Origin of the sequence: Arthrobacter psychrolactophilus (genome assembly GCF_003219795.1) — a bacterium.
Classification (GTDB): domain Bacteria; phylum Actinomycetota; class Actinomycetes; order Actinomycetales; family Micrococcaceae; genus Specibacter; species Specibacter psychrolactophilus.
The window spans coordinates 197,077-213,979 of sequence record NZ_QJVC01000002.1 but is presented as its reverse complement, the minus strand read 5'-3'; the positions used below and the strand labels follow the sequence as shown (position 1 = coordinate 213,979).

The window sequence follows — 16,903 nt, the reverse complement described above, 5'->3', positions numbered from 1 at the left end:
GCCCTGAGCCTCACGGATGCAGGAAAGGATGTCAAGGGTTCGAGAGCTCAAAGGTGGCCGGAAACAAAAATGGTGTCCGGCTCCGCGAAATAAATCGCAAAGCCGGACACCATCAAAATGTGCCCTCGGAGGGATTCGAACCCCCGACCTACGGTACCGGAAACCGACGCTCTATCCCCTGAGCTACGAAGGCGTGGCAACCGTGGCTGCCATAGTGAACGAGAAAGAGCTTAGCAGGAACTTGGCGCAGGATGTAAAACCGTGACCTTATCTAGGACAGGAACGGTCATTTTCCTTGGCATCCATGTCGCGGTGACGTTTTGCCCTCGGAACGGCAGGTAGCGTTGGGACAATGGTGAATTCATGGGGATAAAAATGCGGCACATGACATGGCTTTTCGCGGCGGCGATCATCCTAACAGCCCTGACGCTTCGTACTGCCGTGACGGTGGTCCCGCCCCTGATCTCCACCATCAACGACGACCTCCCGCTCAGCGCCACCACCATCGGTGTCTTGGGTATGCTCCCCACCGCCTCCTTTGCCCTTTTCGGCTTCCTGACCCCCTATGTCATCCGCTGGGCGTCACTGGAACGGCTCATCGTGCTCTCGATTGTGGTCGGCGTCGTGGGGCAAATCGCCCGCGTCATGGCACCCACTACGCCGCTGTTTCTCATCTTCTCCGTCGTGGCCTTCGGCGGTCTCGGCGCCGGAAATGTACTGCTGCCGCCGCTGGTCAAGAAGCATTTCCCCAGCAAAATCGGTCTCATGACGGCGCTTTACGTCACGGCGATTTCGGTTGGCACCGCCCTGCCCGCCCAGTTTGCGGTCCCCGTCGCCGACGCCACGAGTTGGCAATTCTCCCTCGCCTCTTGGGCCGGCATCAGCACCATCGCCCTGCTTCCCTGGCTTGTTGCGCTCTTTTCGCAACGCACGACGTCGGACCCCGCCTCAGCGCCAACCCCGCCCGACACTGTGGCTGGGAAGGTGGCTCCCGCTGCTCCCAAGATGAATCTCTGGCGGTCGCCCACTGCATGGGGTTTGACCTTCATGTTCGGATGCACCTCGCTCAACACCTATTCACTCTTTGCCTGGTTGCCAGAAATCCTCACTCAAGCCGGGCTTGATCGCGCCCACGCCGGTTCCATGCTGGCCCTCTTCGGTGCTCTTGGGCTGCCGCTGAGCCTGGGAATTCCGATCATCGCCTCCAAGATGCGCAACCCTTTCCCTGCCGTTGTGGTGATGCTGGGATGTTTTGTCGTGGGCTATCTGGGACTGCTTTTGTCGCCCGCTCAGGGAACGTGGATCTGGGTTGCCTTTGCGGGCCTCGGACCGGGCACCTTCCCCCTCGCGCTGTTGTTGATCAACCACCGCACCCGAACGCAACAGGGAGCCGGGGCGTTGTCGGGCTTTGGGCAGGGCATGGGCTACACAATTGCCTGCCTCGGGCCCCTGCTCTTTGGTCTTCTGCATCAGTGGACGGGCTCGTGGACGGCTCCGTTCATCTTCCTCTTCATCTCCTTGCTGCTTCTGGGCGCGGGGGCTTGGATCATTTGCCGGCCCAAGATGCTAGAAGACGACTTCGCCCCGGCCCCGTAATTCCCTTCTGCGCACGGATCAGCGTCCCGCACGGATCTGTGTGGCAGTTGTTACCGCCGATAACGCTTTCTCGGGTGGAATTCGCGCAATAACTGCCACACAGATTTTCAGGATGGGACATATTGAGCTTGCGGTGGCTCCGGATTGGGGGAGGGAACGGCTAGAACCGTACACTTAGAAGCGTGACTCCTGAAGAACTTTCTGCCGCCATTACCACCTGCCTAAAAGATGCCGTCGACGCCGGTGAACTTTCTGTTCCCGCCGAGGCCCTGCCCACGGAAGTCAAGGTGGACCGGCCAAAGAGCCGCGAGCACGGCGACTGGGCAACCAACATTGCCCTCCAGCTGGCCAAACCAGCTGGTGTTCCGCCGCGCAAGATCGCCGAGATCTTGCAGACTCGTTTGAGTGAAATTCCCGGTGTTTCCAAGGTCGACATTGCCGGCCCTGGCTTCCTGAACATCACCGTTGACGCTGCCGCCGCGGGTGAATTGGCCAAGGTGATCGTCGAATCAGGCGAGGCCTTCGGTACCAACACCGCCATGGCCGGCACCAAGATCAACCTGGAATTCGTCTCCGCCAACCCCACCGGCCCCATCCACCTCGGTGGCACGCGTTGGGCCGCCGTGGGTGACTCGCTGGCCCGTATTTTCCAGTCCCAGGGCGCCGACGTCACGCGTGAGTACTACTTCAACGACCACGGCAACCAGATCGATAAGTTTGCCCGCTCCCTTCTGGCCAGCGCCAAGGGCGAGCCCGCTCCGGAAGATGGCTACGGTGGAGCGTACATCGAGGACATCGCCAATGAAGTGATGGCGAACAACCCCGGCATCCTCGAATCAGAGGACCCGCAGGAAGAATTCCGCGCCCAGGGCGTGGAGCTCATGTTCGCCGCTATTCGCGCCTCCCTGCACGAGTTCGGCGTCGACTTCGATGTGTACTTCCACGAGAACTCGCTCTTCGAAGACGGTGCCGTCGAGAAGCTCCTTGACCAGCTCAAGGGCTCCGGCAATATGTATCTCAAGGACGGCGCCTGGTGGTTGAACTCCACCGATTACGGCGACGACAAGGACCGCGTAGTCATCAAGAGTGACGGTAACGCGGCCTACATCGCTGGCGATATCGCTTACTTCAAGAACAAGCGCGACCGCGGCTTCGACCTGTGCATTTACATGCTCGGTGCCGATCACCACGGCTACGTGGCTCGCCTCAAGGCAGCCGCGGCTGCCATGGGCGACGACGCGAATCGCGTTGAGGTGCTCATCGGCCAGATGGTGAATCTGGTCAAGGATGGGACGCCGGTTCGCATGTCGAAGCGTGCAGGCACGGTCGTCACCATGGAAGACCTCGTCGAGGTTGTGGGCACGGACGCCGCCCGCTACTCGCTGGCCCGGTTCTCCAGCGACTCCAACATCGACGTCGACCTAGACGTTCTGACGAAGAAGTCCAACGAGAACCCCGTGTTCTACGTTCAGTACGCTCACGCCCGCACCCGCGCAGTGGGCCGCAACGCCGAGGCAGCTGGTGTCGAGCGCACCACCTTCGACGCCGCAGCCCTGAGCCACGCCACCGAATCCGAGCTGCTGGCCGTTTTGGGCCAGTACCCGGGCGTGCTCAGCCAGGCCGCCGGCTTCCGTGAACCGCACCGCGTGGCCCGCCACCTGGAAGTTATCGCTGGCGCCTACCACCGCTGGTACGACGCCTGCCGCGTGACCCCCATGGGCGAGGAAGCCATCACCGATGTCAACCGCACGCGACTGTGGCTCAATGACGCTGTGGGCCAGGTCTTGGCAAACGGCTTGTCCCTGTTGGGTGTCTCCGCTCCGGATCGGATGTAATCAATGAACCACGTACACGTTGCCGGCGCCGAGCTGGCCCCCGAGTGGTTGCCTGCCGCGGGAGACGTCAATGAGGTGGTGCCCGCCATGTGGGCGCACGACGTCGAACGCGGACACAGCGGTGAACTCACCATCAGCGGGGTGAGCGTGAGCGAGCTGAAGGCTCAGTTTGGCACGCCGCTGTTCGTCATGAGTGAAGACGACTTCCGGCTCCGGGCCCGCACCTTTAAGGATGCATTTGATGCAGCCTTTGCGGATATTTGCGGCGGCGTGGACGTGTACTACGCAGGCAAGGCGTTTTTGTCGACCGAGGTGGCCCGTTGGGTTGACTCGGAAGGTTTGCGCCTCGATACCTGCTCCGGCGGCGAATTGGCCGTGGCTAAGCGGGCCGGATTGAAGGGTGAAAACCTGGGTCTGCACGGCAATAACAAGTCGGCCGCGGAGATCAACCAGGCCATTGACATGGGTCTGGGCCGCATTGTGGTGGACAGCCTGCACGAACTCCGACGCGTCGGAGACCTTGCGGCAGCACGAGGGGAGCAGGCCAATGTCATGTTGCGCCTGACCCCCGGCGTGCACGCCCACACGCATGAATCAATCGCCACGGCCCACGAGGACCAGAAGTTTGGCCTGTCCTTCATTGCCGAGGATCCTGAGGCGCCCGGCATGAGCGCGGCCGAAGCTGCCGCGAAGCTGGCTGTGGAAACGGCGAGCATTAACTTCCTGGGCTTCCACGCGCATATTGGCTCGCAGATCTTTGAAGCCGAGGGCTTTGAGATCGCGGCCCGCAAACTGTTGGCCTTCACCCACAAGATCCAGGAAAGCTACGGCATCACCTTGCCGGAACTGGACCTGGGTGGTGGCTACGGAATTGCCTACACGTCTGTCGACGCGCCGCGCCCAGCTGCCGAGGTCGCGGCGGCGATGGCCGCCGTCGTGCGCGAAACGTGCGCAGAATTAGGCATGAGCGCCCCGCGCATCTCGATCGAGCCGGGACGGGCGATCGTTGGCAGCACCACGTTCACGCTGTACGAGACCGGCACCTTGAAAACCGTGCAGGTTGAGGTCGACGGTCAGGAGGGTGTGACGGCTCCGCGTCGTTATGTGTCGGTCGATGGCGGCATGAGCGATAACGCCCGCCCTGTGCTATATGAGGCTGATTATTCGGCAATTGTGGCCAATCGCAGCTCCGCAGAGGCTCCCGCTTTGTCCCGAGTAGTGGGCAAACATTGCGAGAGTGGGGACATTGTTGTTAGAGATGTATATCTGCCCAATGACGTGGCGGCCGGGGATTTGCTTGCAGTTCCCGGAACAGGCGCGTACTGCTGGGCACTTGCCAGCAACTACAACTACGTGCCTCGTCCGCCCGTCGTCGCCGTATCAAACGGCACCGCACGCTTGATTGTGCGGGGCGAAACAGAAGACGATTTGCTGGCACGCGATTTAGGGGCCTAGAGACCTTTGACAGAGCGCAACACCGTGGACACTGATGTGTCCGCCAATATCAAGACCCTGAAAGTAGCGCTCCTTGGCGCCGGAAATGTGGGCTCGCAAGTTGCCCGGATTCTGCTTGAAGACAGCGATGTCCTGGCGGCCCGCACAGGTGCCCGCCTGGAGCTCGTGGGCATTGCGGTCCGCAACGTCGACGCGCCCCGCGAGTATGCAGCGCCGCAGGCCCTGTACACCACGGACGCCTCGGCGTTGGTGCGCGGAGCCGACATTGTCATCGAGCTCATGGGTGGTCTGGAGCCGGCGCGCACGCTGATTCTGGAAGCCATTGAGCACGGGGCAACCGTTGTCACCGGTAACAAGGCGCTGCTGGCCGTTGACGGTCCCGCCTTGTACGAGAAGGCTGATGCCGCGGGTGTGCAGCTCTCCTACGAGGCTGCTGTCGCCGGAGCCATCCCGATCCTGCGTCCCATCACCGACTCCCTGGCCGGGGACAAGATCACCCGCGTCATGGGCATCGTCAATGGCACCACGAACTTCATCCTCGACGCCATGGATTCCACGGGCGCCGAGTTCTCCGACGCCCTGGCCGAGGCCACGCGCCTGGGCTATGCCGAAGCGGATCCCACGGCCGACATCGAAGGTCATGACGCCGCTGCCAAGGGCGCCATCTTGGCCTCGCTCGCCTTTCACACCCGCTACGCGCTGGAGGATGTGCACTGCGAGGGCATCACGGGCGTCACGGCCACGGATATTGCCGCGGCCAAGGATGCCGGCTATGTCATCAAGCTTTTGGCTATTGCCGAGAAGCTCGACGGCGGCGTCAGCGTCCGCGTGCACCCCACCTTATTGCCTCGTGAGCACCCCTTGGGCGCCGTGCGCGGCGCCTTCAATGCTGTGTTTGTTGAGGCCGAGTCCGCCGGAGAGCTCATGTTCTACGGTCGTGGCGCGGGTGGCTCGCCCACAGCGTCGGCCGTCATGGGCGATGTGGTCTCCGCTGCTCGTCGTTTGGTTCTGGGCGGCCCCGGCCGCACGGATTCCACGATTGAGGTCCTGCCGGTGCTGCCCATCGATGCGGTGTCCACGCAGTACTACATCCACCTGGATGCGGCGGATCAGCCCGGCGTTCTTTCAAAGATTTCAGCCCTTTTCGCGGAGAACGGCGTCTCGATCGAATCGATGCGTCAGACCGTGCACCGTGAGCACACCGAAAATGAGGGGCCCGGTTCCGCCGAGCTGCGCATTGTCACCCACCGTGCCGGTGAGGCTGCCTTGGCAGCAACCGTCGAGGCCATCAAGGGCCTGGACGTCATAAATTCAGTAACGAGTGTCTTGAGGGTGGAGGGAGTCTAATGGCTCATCAGTGGCGCGGGGTAGTCCGCGAATATGCAGAACGTTTGCCCGTAACGGCAGAAACCAAGATCATCACCTTGGGTGAGGGTGGCACACCGTTGGTGTACGCCCAGCAGCTCTCCGCGTTGACCGGATCCAAGGTTTACTTGAAGGTCGAGGGCATGAACCCTACCGGCTCCTTCAAGGACCGTGGCATGACCATGGCTATGACGGCCGCTGTTGCCGCCGGTGCTAAGGCTGTTGTCTGCGCCTCGACCGGTAACACCTCGGCGTCGGCTGCTGCCTACGCTAAGGCTGCCGGCCTGACGTGTGCTGTTCTGGTGCCCGAGGGCAAAATCTCCATGGGCAAGCTCAGCCAGGCCGTGGCGCATGGCGCCACGATCTTGCAGGTTGACGGTAACTTCGACAACTGCTTGGACGTAGCCCGTAAGCTCGCCGATTCCTACCCGGTGTTCCTTGTGAACTCGGTCAACCCGGCCCGTATTGAGGGTCAGAAGACCGGCGCCTTCGAGGTTGTCGACGCTTTGGGCGATGCCCCTGATTACCACGTGCTGCCCGTTGGCAACGCAGGTAACATCAGCGCTTACTGGCGTGGCTACCGCGAATACGCGGCTCCGTACGAGTCGGCAACGGCTGGCACCTTGCCGGCAGTTTCCACCCACACCCCCATCATGTGGGGCTTCCAGGCTGCCGGCGCGGCTCCCTTCGTGGCCGGTCACCCCATCACCGAACCCGACACGATCGCTACGGCCATCCGCATCGGTAACCCGGCATCGTGGGATATGGCCATTGCGGCACGCGACGAGTCGGGTGGCCTCATCGAGGCCGTTACGGATGAAGAAATTCTTGCCGCACACCGCTGGCTCTCCGCCAAGGAAGGCGTCTTCGTCGAGCCCGGCTCGGCAGCAGGCGTTGCCGGTTTGATCAAGAAGCACGCAGCAGGTCAGGTGCCCTCGGGCAAGACCTTCGTCATCACCGTCACGGGCCACGGCCTGAAGGACCCGGATTGGGCCCTGAAGAACGCCGATGGCAGCGCCGCGGAACCCAAGTCGGTTCCTTACGACGTCGTTACCGTTGCCGACGCTCTTGGTCTGACGGACTAGCAGCACCTCATCATGACAGGGTCCACCATGACTTCCCCGCTTTTGAAAACTCCCGTCTCCGGGGCCACCGCCACGGTGCGTGTTCCCGGAACCAGCGCCAACTTGGGCCCCGGCTTTGATTCGCTGGGTCTGGCGGTTTCGCTGTACGACACCTTGAGCATCACGGTTTTAGATGCTCCCGGTTTGGAGTTTGAACTGAGCGGGGAAGGCGTGGCGGATCTACCCCGCGACGCCAGCCACCTCGTGGTTAAGACCATGGACACCGCCTGGGCCCGTCTGGGCTACACCCGCGTGGGCCTGCGCGTCACGGCGGAAAATGTCTTGCCGCACGGCCGCGGACTGGGTTCCTCGGCCTCGGCGATCGTGGCAGCCATCATGGCAGCCAACGCCCTGGTTGCCGTAGCGGACCGGCAGGACAAAGCCTGGGTCCTCCAGCTCGCCTCTGAGCTCGAGGGCCACCCCGATAACGTTGCCCCGGCCATCTTTGGTGCCGTGGCCGTCTCCTGGGATGAGAGCGAAACGGGCGACGGCGCGAGGTACGCAAGTGCCAAGGTCACGCCGTCGAGCCTGGTTGTTCCGGTAGTGGCCATTCCCGATGTGGAACTTAAAACCGAACGGGCCCGTGGCATGCTGCCCGCCACCGTGCCGCACGCCGATGCAGCGGCCAACTCCGGACGTTCGGCGTTGCTCATGCACGCTCTGATCAACGACCCCTCACTGTTGCTCGCGGGAACCCGCGACTACCTGCACCAGGATTACCGCGCCGAGGCCATGCCCGGCAGCGCAGGACTCGTCTCTGCGCTACGCGCGGAGGGCTTTGCCGCCTTCATTTCCGGTGCCGGCCCCACCGTCATGGTGCTCGCCAACGGTGACGCGCAAGCCGATGAGATCCTCTCGCGCATCCCGGAACTGGGAGAAACCGCCGAACACGGCGTGTCTTGGCGGGTTTTGCGGCTTCAGGTTGACCTTGAAGGTGCTAAAGTGGAAATGCAAACTGGTTCATAAACACTTTCCCGCGTTGCTGGCTGATCTTAACCGGCTAGGGATATGAACAATGTTTATTTGAGCCTCGACGCCGCTCTTAACGGCCCGCACTATCGTGTGCGGTGACCGCTGGATCAATGTCTGGCAGCCGCCAAATTGATCCTAGGATCACGCCCATTTGAGACCTGATTTCAAGAGCGAACCACACCATCTCCTGCACCCGCCAATTCTGTGGCAAGGGAAATGGAACCTCAGAATCCTCCATGCCCAGCCAGTGCGGCAGCACATGGAACTCTGACACTAATTCATCGCGGCCCCAAGAATTGGGCCCGCCATCGAGGGGGAAGGATCCTTCGTGACCGAAACCGTAACTTCAGCTGCCCCCCAGGCCGCTGATTTGAACACTGCCGCAACGAGCGCACCCGCAAAATCTGCAGGACTGGCCGGCTTGAAGTTGGCTCAGCTGCAGATTCTGGCTGGTCAGCTGGGAATCACCGGTGGCTCACGGATGCGCAAGGGTGATCTTGTTGATGCAATTTCCGCCCACCAGCGTGGTTCCTCAGTCGCCGATCGTCCCGCCCGCGGCGCCAAGGCGTCCGAGGACAAGGCGGTAGATACCAAGGCTGCAGAGACCAAGGCTCCCGCCAAGCGTGGCGCCGTGGCCAAGAAGGACGCCGAGCCGGCTGTTGCCGCTGACAGCGAAACTCCTGCCGCTACCGAACGCCCGGCACGTGGCCGTGGCCGTAGCCGACGCGCCGCCAGCAGCGATGGCATCATCACCACCGGTGCTCCCGCCGTGGCCCAGGAAGCGCCCGCGCAGGCCGCCGAGCCGGCCGCCGTCGAGCCTTCCGCTGCTGATAACGCAACGCAGAACTCCTCCGAGAACGACGGCGAAAACCGCCGCTCGCGCACTCGTAACAACCGTCGCGCTCAGGGTGGTGGACGCCAGCAGGAAGCTGCCGCCGACTCTGCAGCAGCCGTCGAGTCGGCCCCGGCCGAGAACGCTGACGCGAGCCAGGCTCCGCAGGGCGAAAATGCCGCTGAGGGCGAGAACGCTGAACGCGGAAACCGCAGCCAGCGCAACAACCGCAACCAGCGCAACTCCGGTGAGCGCAATGCTGGTGAACGCAATGCCAATGAACGCAATGACCGCGGGCAGAATAACGGCAACGCCAACGCTGGCAACAACGACGACGAAGACGGCTCGCGCAACAACCGCAACCGCCGCAACCGTCGTGACCGCAACGGCAACGAATCATCCGAGCGCAACGACCGCAATGATCGCAGCGGCAACAACAACCGCAACGATCGTAACGACCGTTTCCGTGACCGCAACGAGCGTCGCCGCGGCCGCACCCAGGGCCCGGACTTCGACGACACCGAGGTCACCGAGGACGACGTCCTGCTGCCCGTAGCCGGTATCTTGGACATCCTGGAGAACTACGCCTTCGTGCGCACCTCCGGTTACCTCCCCGGCTCGAACGACGTTTACGTCTCCCTTTCCCAGGTCAAGAAGTACAACCTGCGTAAGGGTGACGCCGTCGTCGGTGCCATCCGTGCACCGCGCGAAGGCGAAGACCGCAGCAACGCCCAGAGCGCCCGCCAGAAGTTCAACGCCCTGGTGCGCGTCACGAGCGTCAACGGCAAGAACCCGGATGAACTCAAGGACCGTGTTGAGTTCTCCAAGCTGGTTCCGCTGTACCCCTCCGAGCGTCTGCGCCTGGAAACCGACCCCAAGAAGGTCGGACCCCGTGTTATCGACCTCGTGGCCCCGATCGGTAAGGGCCAGCGTGGCCTGATCGTGTCCCCGCCCAAGGCCGGTAAGACCCTGATCCTGCAGTCCATCGCCAACGCCATCACGATCAACAACCCTGAGGTTCACCTCATGATGGTCCTGGTTGACGAACGCCCCGAAGAAGTCACCGACATGCAGCGCACCGTCAAGGGTGAGGTTATTGCCTCCACCTTCGACCGCCCCGCCGATGACCACACTCAGGTTGCCGAGCTCTCGATCGAACGCGCCAAGCGCCTCGTAGAGATGGGCATGGACGTGGTGGTCCTCTTGGACTCCATGACCCGTCTGGGCCGTGCCTACAACAACTCCGCACCGTCCTCGGGACGTATCCTCTCCGGTGGTGTTGACTCGGCAGCGCTCTACCCGCCGAAGCGCTTCTTCGGTGCCGCTCGCAACATTGAAAACGGCGGCTCGCTGACCATCTTGGCCACGGCTCTGGTGGAAACCGGTTCCAAGGCTGACGAGGTCATCTTCGAGGAGTTCAAGGGTACCGGTAACATGGAGCTGCGTCTCTCACGCCAGTTGGCTGACAAGCGCATCTTCCCGGCCGTTGACGTCAACGCCTCGGGTACCCGTCGTGAAGAAAACTTGCTTTCACCGGAGGAAGTAAAGATCATGTGGCGCCTGCGCCGCGTGCTCTCGGGCCTGGAAATGCAGCAGTCGCTGGAACTGCTGACCTCCAAGATCCGTGAAACAGGATCCAACGTCGAGTTCCTCATGCAGATCCAGAAGACCACCCTGGGTTCCAAGGCCGAACAAGACAAGTAGCTACCCTCACGAAACCGCCTCTGTTGTGTTGGGGCCCGCCCGCTTGGCGGACGCCTTCACAACGACGGCGGTTTTGTGCGTTAACTACCATCGTGTTCCCGCGCTTGTTGAAGTAATTAGACTTGACGTACGTCGAGAGAGGTTTTTGAAATGTTTGAATCCATCCACGGGCTCCTTGATGAGCATGCTGAGCTGCAGATGCGTCTCAGCGAGCCCGAAGTGCATGCGGATCAGTCGTTGGCACGCAAGCTTGGGCGCCGTTATGCGGAACTCAGCAACGTCGTCGAGGGCTACCACCAGGTTGAGAGCATCGGCGATGACCTCGAAGCTGCCCGCGAAATGGCCGCCGAAGATGCTGAATTTGCTGCCGAAGTTCCCGTCTTGGAGGAGCAGCTTGCTGCCGCCCAGGAGAAGCTGCGCCGCCTGTTGATCCCGCGCGATCCTGACGATGCCCGTGATGTCATCTTGGAGGTCAAGGCCGGTGAAGGTGGAGACGAGGCTGCCTTGTTCGCCGCCGACCTGGTGCGCATGTACACCCGTTACGCGGATAACCGCGGCTGGAAGACGGAAATCATCTCCGCCACGGAATCTGATCTGGGTGGCTACAAGGATATTTCCATCGCCGTCAAGGGTCGCTCTAACGATCCCGCCGAGGGTGTCTTTGCGCGCCTGAAGTTTGAAGGTGGCGTGCACCGCGTGCAGCGCGTACCGGCGACGGAATCTCAGGGACGTATCCACACCTCTGCCGCCGGTGTTCTGGTGCTGCCGGAAGTTGATGAGCCGGAAGAAGTGGACATCAACCAGAACGATCTGAAGATCGATGTTTACCGTTCCTCGGGCCCCGGTGGCCAGTCGGTGAACACCACTGACTCCGCTGTCCGTATTACCCACCTTCCGACAGGAATCGTGGTGGCCATGCAGAATGAGAAGTCGCAGCTGCAGAACCGTGAAGCCGGTATGCGTGTTCTGCGTGCCCGCATCCTGGCTCACCAGCAGGCCATCGTGGACGCCGAAAACTCGGCCGTGCGTAAATCCCAGATTCGTACCATGGACCGCTCCGAGCGCATCCGTACGTACAACTACCCGGAAAACCGGATCGCCGATCACCGCACGGGCTACAAGGCCTACAACCTTGACACCGTCATGAACGGTGAACTCGAGCCGGTCGTGCAGTCGGCCATCCAGATGGATGAGCAGGCCCGCTTGGACGCTTTGGGTGACTGAGATTCTGCTGGCTGATGCGGTTAAAAGTGCGACGGCGGCCCTCGCGGCCGCCGGCGTACCCTCACCGGCGGTGGATGCTCAGCTTTTGGCCGCGCACCTCCTCGGCGTGAGCAGGGGAGAAGTGGCCGCCATGTTATTTGGCACAGCTGTAGCACCTGCCGGGTACGACGCCTTGATTGCGCGTCGTGCCGCCCGGGAACCGCTCCAGCACATCACCGGCGTGGCCCACTTCAGATATCTGGAACTGGCCGTCGGCAAGGGCGTTTTTGTGCCGCGACCGGAAACGGAATCCGTGGTGCAGCTAGGCATAGACGTATTAGCACGGTTGCGCCAGGAACGCGGTGATGATGCTGACCTCATTGCCGTTGACCTGGGAACCGGCTCCGGTGCGATTGCCGCCTCCATGGCCACCGAGGTTCCCGGTAGCAAGGTCTTTGCCGTGGAGTTGAGTGACGACGCGTTCCCCTGGGCACAGCGCAATCTCGCGCCGACGGGCGCAACACTCATCCATGGGGATATGCGTGATGCCTTGATGGAACTCAACGGCACCGTTGATGTTGTGGTCTCCAACCCGCCGTATATTCCGGCCGCCGCCATCCCGCGCGATCTCGAGGTCAGGCTGCACGATCCGCAGATGGCGCTGTATGGCGGGGGAGCCGATGGCATGGAGATGCCCACGGCTGCCGCGGCAACGGCGGCACGGCTCCTACGCCAAGGTGGCTTCTTTGTCATGGAGCATGCCGAGGTACAGGCCGAACAAATGGCGGCGCTGCTCTCTGACAGCGGAAACTGGGACAACGTTCGCACCCACGTTGATCTGACGGGGCGCGATCGGGCCACGAGCGGCCTCCGACGCTAGTAACATTTTGGTTTTGACGGTCGCGTTCAACGCTTTGAGCGCCGTGATGAAAGAATGTCTTTGTGAGTACCACTTCTTATAACTGCACGAATGACGCCCAGCGTGCGGAGGGCCTTGCCCACGCGCAGAAGGCCATTGCCGCCAAACAGGTTATCGTCATGCCCACCGACACCGTCTACGGCATCGCCGCGGATGCCTTCTCAGCCCAGGCTGTGGCAACGCTGTTGGCAGCCAAGGGCCGGGGACGCAATATGCCCCCGCCCGTGTTGATCCCTCGGATTGGCACCATGGAGGGTCTCGCCGTCGACATTTCCGATGACGCGCGCAAACTGGCCGAAAAGTACTGGCCCGGCCCGCTGACCTTGATCTTCCATGCCCAGCCCACCTTGACGTGGGATCTGGGGGAGACTCACGGCACGGTGGCGCTGCGTGTTCCGGACGATCAGTTGGCCTTGGATCTGTTGACCATCACCGGCCCTCTGGCCGTCTCTAGCGCTAATCGCAGCGGTCAGCCGGCGGCGCAGTCGGCGTCTGAGGCCCGCAGCCAGCTGGCTGAATCTGTTGAGGTGTATCTGGAAGGCGGGATGCGTCCGATTGAGGGCAGCGAACCCGTGCCATCCACGATCGTTGATGCCACGGGCTTGCGCCTGCGGGTGGTCCGCGAGGGTGCGATCTCACTGGAGGAGATCAAGAAGATGATTCCCAGCGTCCTGGGTGCGGATGTTGAGCCTGAAGTTTGGGAACCGGTCAACCTGACAAAGTCCGATGAACCGGCTGAGTCTGCAGAATCGGTAGAAGATGCGGCACCGGCACTTAGGCTCGAGAAGAGTGACGAGGCTGAGGAAGCCTCGGAGGAAGTCGTTGAAGCAGCCGACGCTAGCGAAACGGCGTCCGAAGAAGTTCCCGAACCCACGGAAGACTCCTCCGCAAAGTAATTCGTGGAGCGGCGGCCGGCATCATGCTGGCCGCCGCTCACGCTTTTAAAGCGCGCTGTGGCGCGTGAGGTTTAGTGCGACAGTCGCGCGTTCTCGAGCAGCTTGGCCGCCGCGGACGGGGGAACGAGCCCGGCAGATTCTGCCCAGCCCGGGGTCTGCTCCTGCCCAAACCACATGAGCTCCACGCGGCGGATGGGGCCGTGGAATCGTTCGCCCAACAGCTTTGAGGTGACATATCCCGTAGCCAAGACGAATCGGCAAAGCCACTGGGGAAGTCTGCGGGGTGCGTGACCGCCGGCAGCCGTCAAGACGTCGCTGACGGACAAGCCTTCCCACGGTTGCAGCACCAGTCCCGGAACCTCACCGGCAAACTGTCCGGTCTCCACAACAAACCATGCCAGGGCATCGATGGAGCTCACCGGGGTCGGCGCCGTGCCGGGGGCGGCAACAGAGGCAATGGGGGATCCCGCCACCTTGACCAGTGAGCGAGTCGTGGGCCGGCTGCTGCCTTGCACGGAGGTGGCACGGATGGTCACAAGCGATGTCGGAGAAGTCTCGGCACGCACCAAGGACAGGGCCTGCTCGCCCAAGGCCTTTGAACGCGAATAGGCCGAGAAGGGAGCGCAGTTGCTACTTTCATCGATCACGCGGCGATGGCCTTGGACCGAGGCACTGCTGAGGTGCACAAAGCGGTGCACACCGGCAGAGTGAGCGGCGAGAGCTAGGAACGCCGGCAGGAGCGCATTAGCACCCGTCAGGGCCGGAGATTCTCCATCGCCTGGCGTGGCCAGACCCGCGGCATTAATGACAATGTCCGCCTGCTCAAGAGCGGGGCGCAGGTCCTCGCTGAGGGCTCGAGCCTCGGCAGCAAGCGCCGCTGCCGTCGTGGCAGAGCTGCTGAGCCGTGGGGCCGCGAGAGTTGTCACCAGGGCGCCGCGCTGACGCAGCTCGGCGACGATGGCACTGCCAACAAAACCCGAGGCGCCCAGTACCAGCCAGCGATGCTTCTTGGAATCCTGCGTCATCTTAGTTTGTGCTTTCCAGGGGAGGCATGGGCTTAAAGTCGGTGGCAGCCAGGATGGTCCGGGACTCCCGCCAGCCAGCCCAGAGACGGCTGCTGCCGCGCAGGGTCTTCTCAACGCCGACGAGACGCAGAAGCTCCTTGGCCGCCGTCAAGGCCGTTCCCAGGGCGAAGCCCACGCGATTGAAGCGACCGTGGGCGCGCAGGTACTGAGCCACGAGGCCGCGGTTGCGCATGACATAGAAGCGGCTCAGATCGGAGGAGTCGTTGAGGTGCCTGATGCCCAGATCGATGCTGCGTTGCGAGCGGGCCTTGTGCAGCACAAACTCGTTGACGTAGACCACGGGCCGCTGGAGGGAGAGCTGCCAGCCATAGATCGTGTCGTCCCAGTTGAGGAAGAATCGCGGATCCGGCAGGCCCACGGCGCGGGCCGCGTCGGCGTGCAGCAGCATGCCCTCGAAACAGCCAACATTGGTGGCAAATTCGTTTGAGGTGGCAAAAACATCACCGCGGACGGGCATCGGGAAGCCGAGGAAGGTATTGAAATTGTTCTGCCAGAAGAACGGTTCACCTTCTGCGTCATAACGACGGCCAACAATGGCGTCGTATTTTTCCATCCACGGGCCCAAGGCGCCGATGGCGTCGGGGACTGCCGTGACGTCGTCGTCCATGAGCCACATCCACTGCGCACCCTCGTCCAAGGCGCGCTGCACGCCAGCCGAGAAGCCGCCGGAGCCGCCGGAATTCTCGGCCAACTCATGGTGGATCACCGGGATGGGGGTTGACAGTGCCGCAAGCTGGGTGCGGGCGGCGTCAATGACGGAAACCGTGGTGTCGGTGCTGGCGTTGTTGACAACAATGACCCCGTCCGGAGCGGGATTCAAGGCCGCGACGGAGTCCAAGAGATCGGCAAGATACGCCGCCCTATTGAAGGTCGTGATGACGACGAAGAACCGTTCGCGGCGGCCCAAACTCAAAATTTCTGGTCCTTCATGGGGCCAAACTTGGCGCCCCGCAGTCCCGCAGAATAGGTGCTGAGCCACTTGGCCAGGCCCTTGACGTCGCCCCTTTTCAGGAAGAACAAGGGGTATCCGACGGCGTCGGCGACGAAGGAGCGCACGCGGCGGTGCTTGCGGGTCAGGAAGCCACGGTTGCGGTAGTAGTAGAAACGCTTGAAGGGGCTTTCCGGAACGAGCACGTGGAGACGATCGCCCAGGACCTCCTGCACTTCGCCCCAACCGGCCGGATGGGTCAGGGCTACGGAGGTGACGGTGCCAAATTTCACCTTGGCTTGGCGCAGTCGCAGCATGAAGTCGGTTTCGTCGCCACGGATGAACAAGCGCAGATCCGGCAGGCCAACCTTGAAGAACACGTCGGTGCGGATCAAGGCGCCATTGAAGAACTGGCCTACGTTGTCAATGAAGCCGAGCGGCTCAACGACGGAACGCTCGTGCGTGAGGTGGCCGTCAATGCGGAAGGGGAAGGAGAGTTTGGTGGGCTCGCCGGGTGCCACGATGAGGGGCACGACGACGTCCAGGTTGCGGGACTTAGCAGCCGCCAAGAGCGTTGCCAGGCACGCTGGGTCTTCCGGGTGGGCGTCGTCGTCCATGATCCACACCCACTGCGCACCCGAGGCAATCGCCGTCAGGATGGCGAGGGAGAAACCACCGGCACCGCCGAGATTGGCCAGGGACCGCACATACGTGACATCGGCGGGGGCGGCCGCGGCGATCTCGGCCACATCCTGGGTACCGGAATCGATCAGCGCAATGGCGTGCGGCGTGTGAGTTTGCTGTGCCAGGGCACCCAGCAGGGTTCGCACGTCCTCGGGCCGGTCAAAGGTGACGGCAGCGACGGCTACGGTATCTGTCAAGGGGAATCCTCTCGGGTGGAGCACGCGGCGTTGCGCGGCATCCGGCACGGCTAAACAGTGAGTAATCATCGGAAGGGATTACTATTCTTGTGTACCTTCCACTTTAGT

General features: G+C 62.3%; 13 protein-coding genes and 1 tRNA gene. 10 read left to right on the top strand and 4 right to left on the bottom strand.

Annotated elements, in window-relative coordinates:
- Positions 1-120: 120 nt before the first annotated feature.
- Positions 121-193 (bottom strand) — tRNA-Arg (locus tag CVS30_RS03340).
- Between the two features lie 191 nt (positions 194-384).
- Between CVS30_RS03340 and CVS30_RS03335 the strand changes: the two genes are divergently transcribed.
- The 10 genes from CVS30_RS03335 (at position 385) to CVS30_RS03285 (ending at position 13,901) form a co-directional block, all read left to right on the top strand.
- Positions 385-1,596 (top strand): MFS transporter, encoded by a 1,212-nt coding sequence (locus CVS30_RS03335; protein WP_181419676.1) that lies wholly within the window; start codon positions 385-387, stop codon positions 1,594-1,596.
- Between the two features lie 182 nt (positions 1,597-1,778).
- Complete coding sequence (gene argS / locus CVS30_RS03330; RefSeq protein ID WP_110483887.1) at positions 1,779-3,431, top strand: arginine--tRNA ligase; 1,653 nt, start codon at positions 1,779-1,781, stop codon at positions 3,429-3,431.
- 3 nt (positions 3,432-3,434) lie between these two features.
- Positions 3,435-4,886 (top strand): diaminopimelate decarboxylase, encoded by a 1,452-nt coding sequence (gene lysA / locus CVS30_RS03325; protein WP_110483886.1) that lies wholly within the window; start codon positions 3,435-3,437, stop codon positions 4,884-4,886.
- 48 nt (positions 4,887-4,934) lie between these two features.
- Positions 4,935-6,233: a homoserine dehydrogenase gene (locus CVS30_RS03320; RefSeq protein WP_110484117.1), complete on the top strand. Its 1,299-nt coding sequence runs from the start codon at positions 4,935-4,937 to the stop codon at positions 6,231-6,233.
- Entirely contained in the window at positions 6,233-7,336 is a 1,104-nt protein-coding gene (gene thrC, locus CVS30_RS03315) for a threonine synthase (RefSeq protein WP_110483885.1), read from the top strand. Before CVS30_RS03320 ends, thrC begins: the two co-directional genes overlap by 1 nt.
- A gap of 27 nt (positions 7,337-7,363) precedes the next feature.
- The gene (thrB, locus tag CVS30_RS03310; RefSeq protein WP_245934410.1) at positions 7,364-8,341 is read left to right on the top strand and encodes a homoserine kinase; all 978 of its coding nucleotides are present in this window, start codon (positions 7,364-7,366) and stop codon (positions 8,339-8,341) included.
- Positions 8,342-8,675: 334 nt separating this feature from the next.
- On the top strand, positions 8,676-10,883 hold the full coding sequence (rho, locus tag CVS30_RS03300) for a transcription termination factor Rho (RefSeq protein ID WP_110483882.1): 2,208 nt from the start codon (positions 8,676-8,678) through the stop codon (positions 10,881-10,883).
- 150 nt (positions 10,884-11,033) lie between these two features.
- A complete protein-coding gene (gene prfA / locus CVS30_RS03295) occupies positions 11,034-12,107 on the top strand; it encodes a peptide chain release factor 1 (RefSeq protein WP_110483881.1) in 1,074 nt (357 codons plus the stop codon).
- Entirely contained in the window at positions 12,073-12,966 is an 894-nt protein-coding gene (gene prmC, locus CVS30_RS03290) for a peptide chain release factor N(5)-glutamine methyltransferase (RefSeq protein ID WP_110483880.1), read from the top strand. The genes prfA and prmC overlap by 35 nt, the downstream gene beginning before the upstream one ends.
- Positions 12,967-13,028: 62 nt before the next feature.
- Positions 13,029-13,901 carry an L-threonylcarbamoyladenylate synthase gene (locus tag CVS30_RS03285; protein ID WP_110483879.1) on the top strand — a complete coding sequence of 291 codons (873 nt, stop codon included), beginning with the start codon at positions 13,029-13,031 and terminating at the stop codon, positions 13,899-13,901.
- Positions 13,902-13,972: 71 nt separating this feature from the next.
- On the opposite strand, the gene CVS30_RS03280 is transcribed toward CVS30_RS03285, so the two are convergent.
- From CVS30_RS03280 to CVS30_RS03270, 3 genes are read right to left on the bottom strand one after another with little or no spacing between them, the layout of a single operon-like run.
- Entirely contained in the window at positions 13,973-14,926 is a 954-nt protein-coding gene (locus CVS30_RS03280; protein ID WP_110483878.1) for an NAD-dependent epimerase/dehydratase family protein, read from the bottom strand.
- A 1-nt stretch (position 14,927) separates the two neighbouring features.
- The gene (locus CVS30_RS03275) at positions 14,928-15,899 is read right to left on the bottom strand and encodes a glycosyltransferase (protein WP_181419675.1); all 972 of its coding nucleotides are present in this window, start codon (positions 15,897-15,899) and stop codon (positions 14,928-14,930) included.
- Positions 15,896-16,795 (bottom strand): glycosyltransferase family 2 protein, encoded by a 900-nt coding sequence (locus tag CVS30_RS03270; protein ID WP_110483876.1) that lies wholly within the window; start codon positions 16,793-16,795, stop codon positions 15,896-15,898. Before CVS30_RS03270 ends, CVS30_RS03275 begins: the two co-directional genes overlap by 4 nt.
- Positions 16,796-16,903: the final 108 nt, after the last annotated feature.

Bases quoted from the DNA above. Each gene is read 5' to 3' on its own strand.
- CVS30_RS03335 (WP_181419676.1), top strand. From the start codon at position 385: ATGACATGGCTTTTCGCGGCGGCGATCATCCTAACAGCCCTGACGCTT.
- lysA (WP_110483886.1), top strand. From the start codon at position 3,435: ATGAACCACGTACACGTTGCCGGCGCCGAGCTGGCCCCCGAGTGGTTG.
- thrC (WP_110483885.1), top strand. From the start codon at position 6,233: ATGGCTCATCAGTGGCGCGGGGTAGTCCGCGAATATGCAGAACGTTTG.
- thrB (WP_245934410.1), top strand. From the start codon at position 7,364: ATGACTTCCCCGCTTTTGAAAACTCCCGTCTCCGGGGCCACCGCCACG.
- prfA (WP_110483881.1), top strand. From the start codon at position 11,034: ATGTTTGAATCCATCCACGGGCTCCTTGATGAGCATGCTGAGCTGCAG.
- prmC (WP_110483880.1), top strand. From the start codon at position 12,073: ATGAGCAGGCCCGCTTGGACGCTTTGGGTGACTGAGATTCTGCTGGCT.
- CVS30_RS03280 (WP_110483878.1), bottom strand. From the start codon at position 14,926: ATGACGCAGGATTCCAAGAAGCATCGCTGGCTGGTACTGGGCGCCTCG.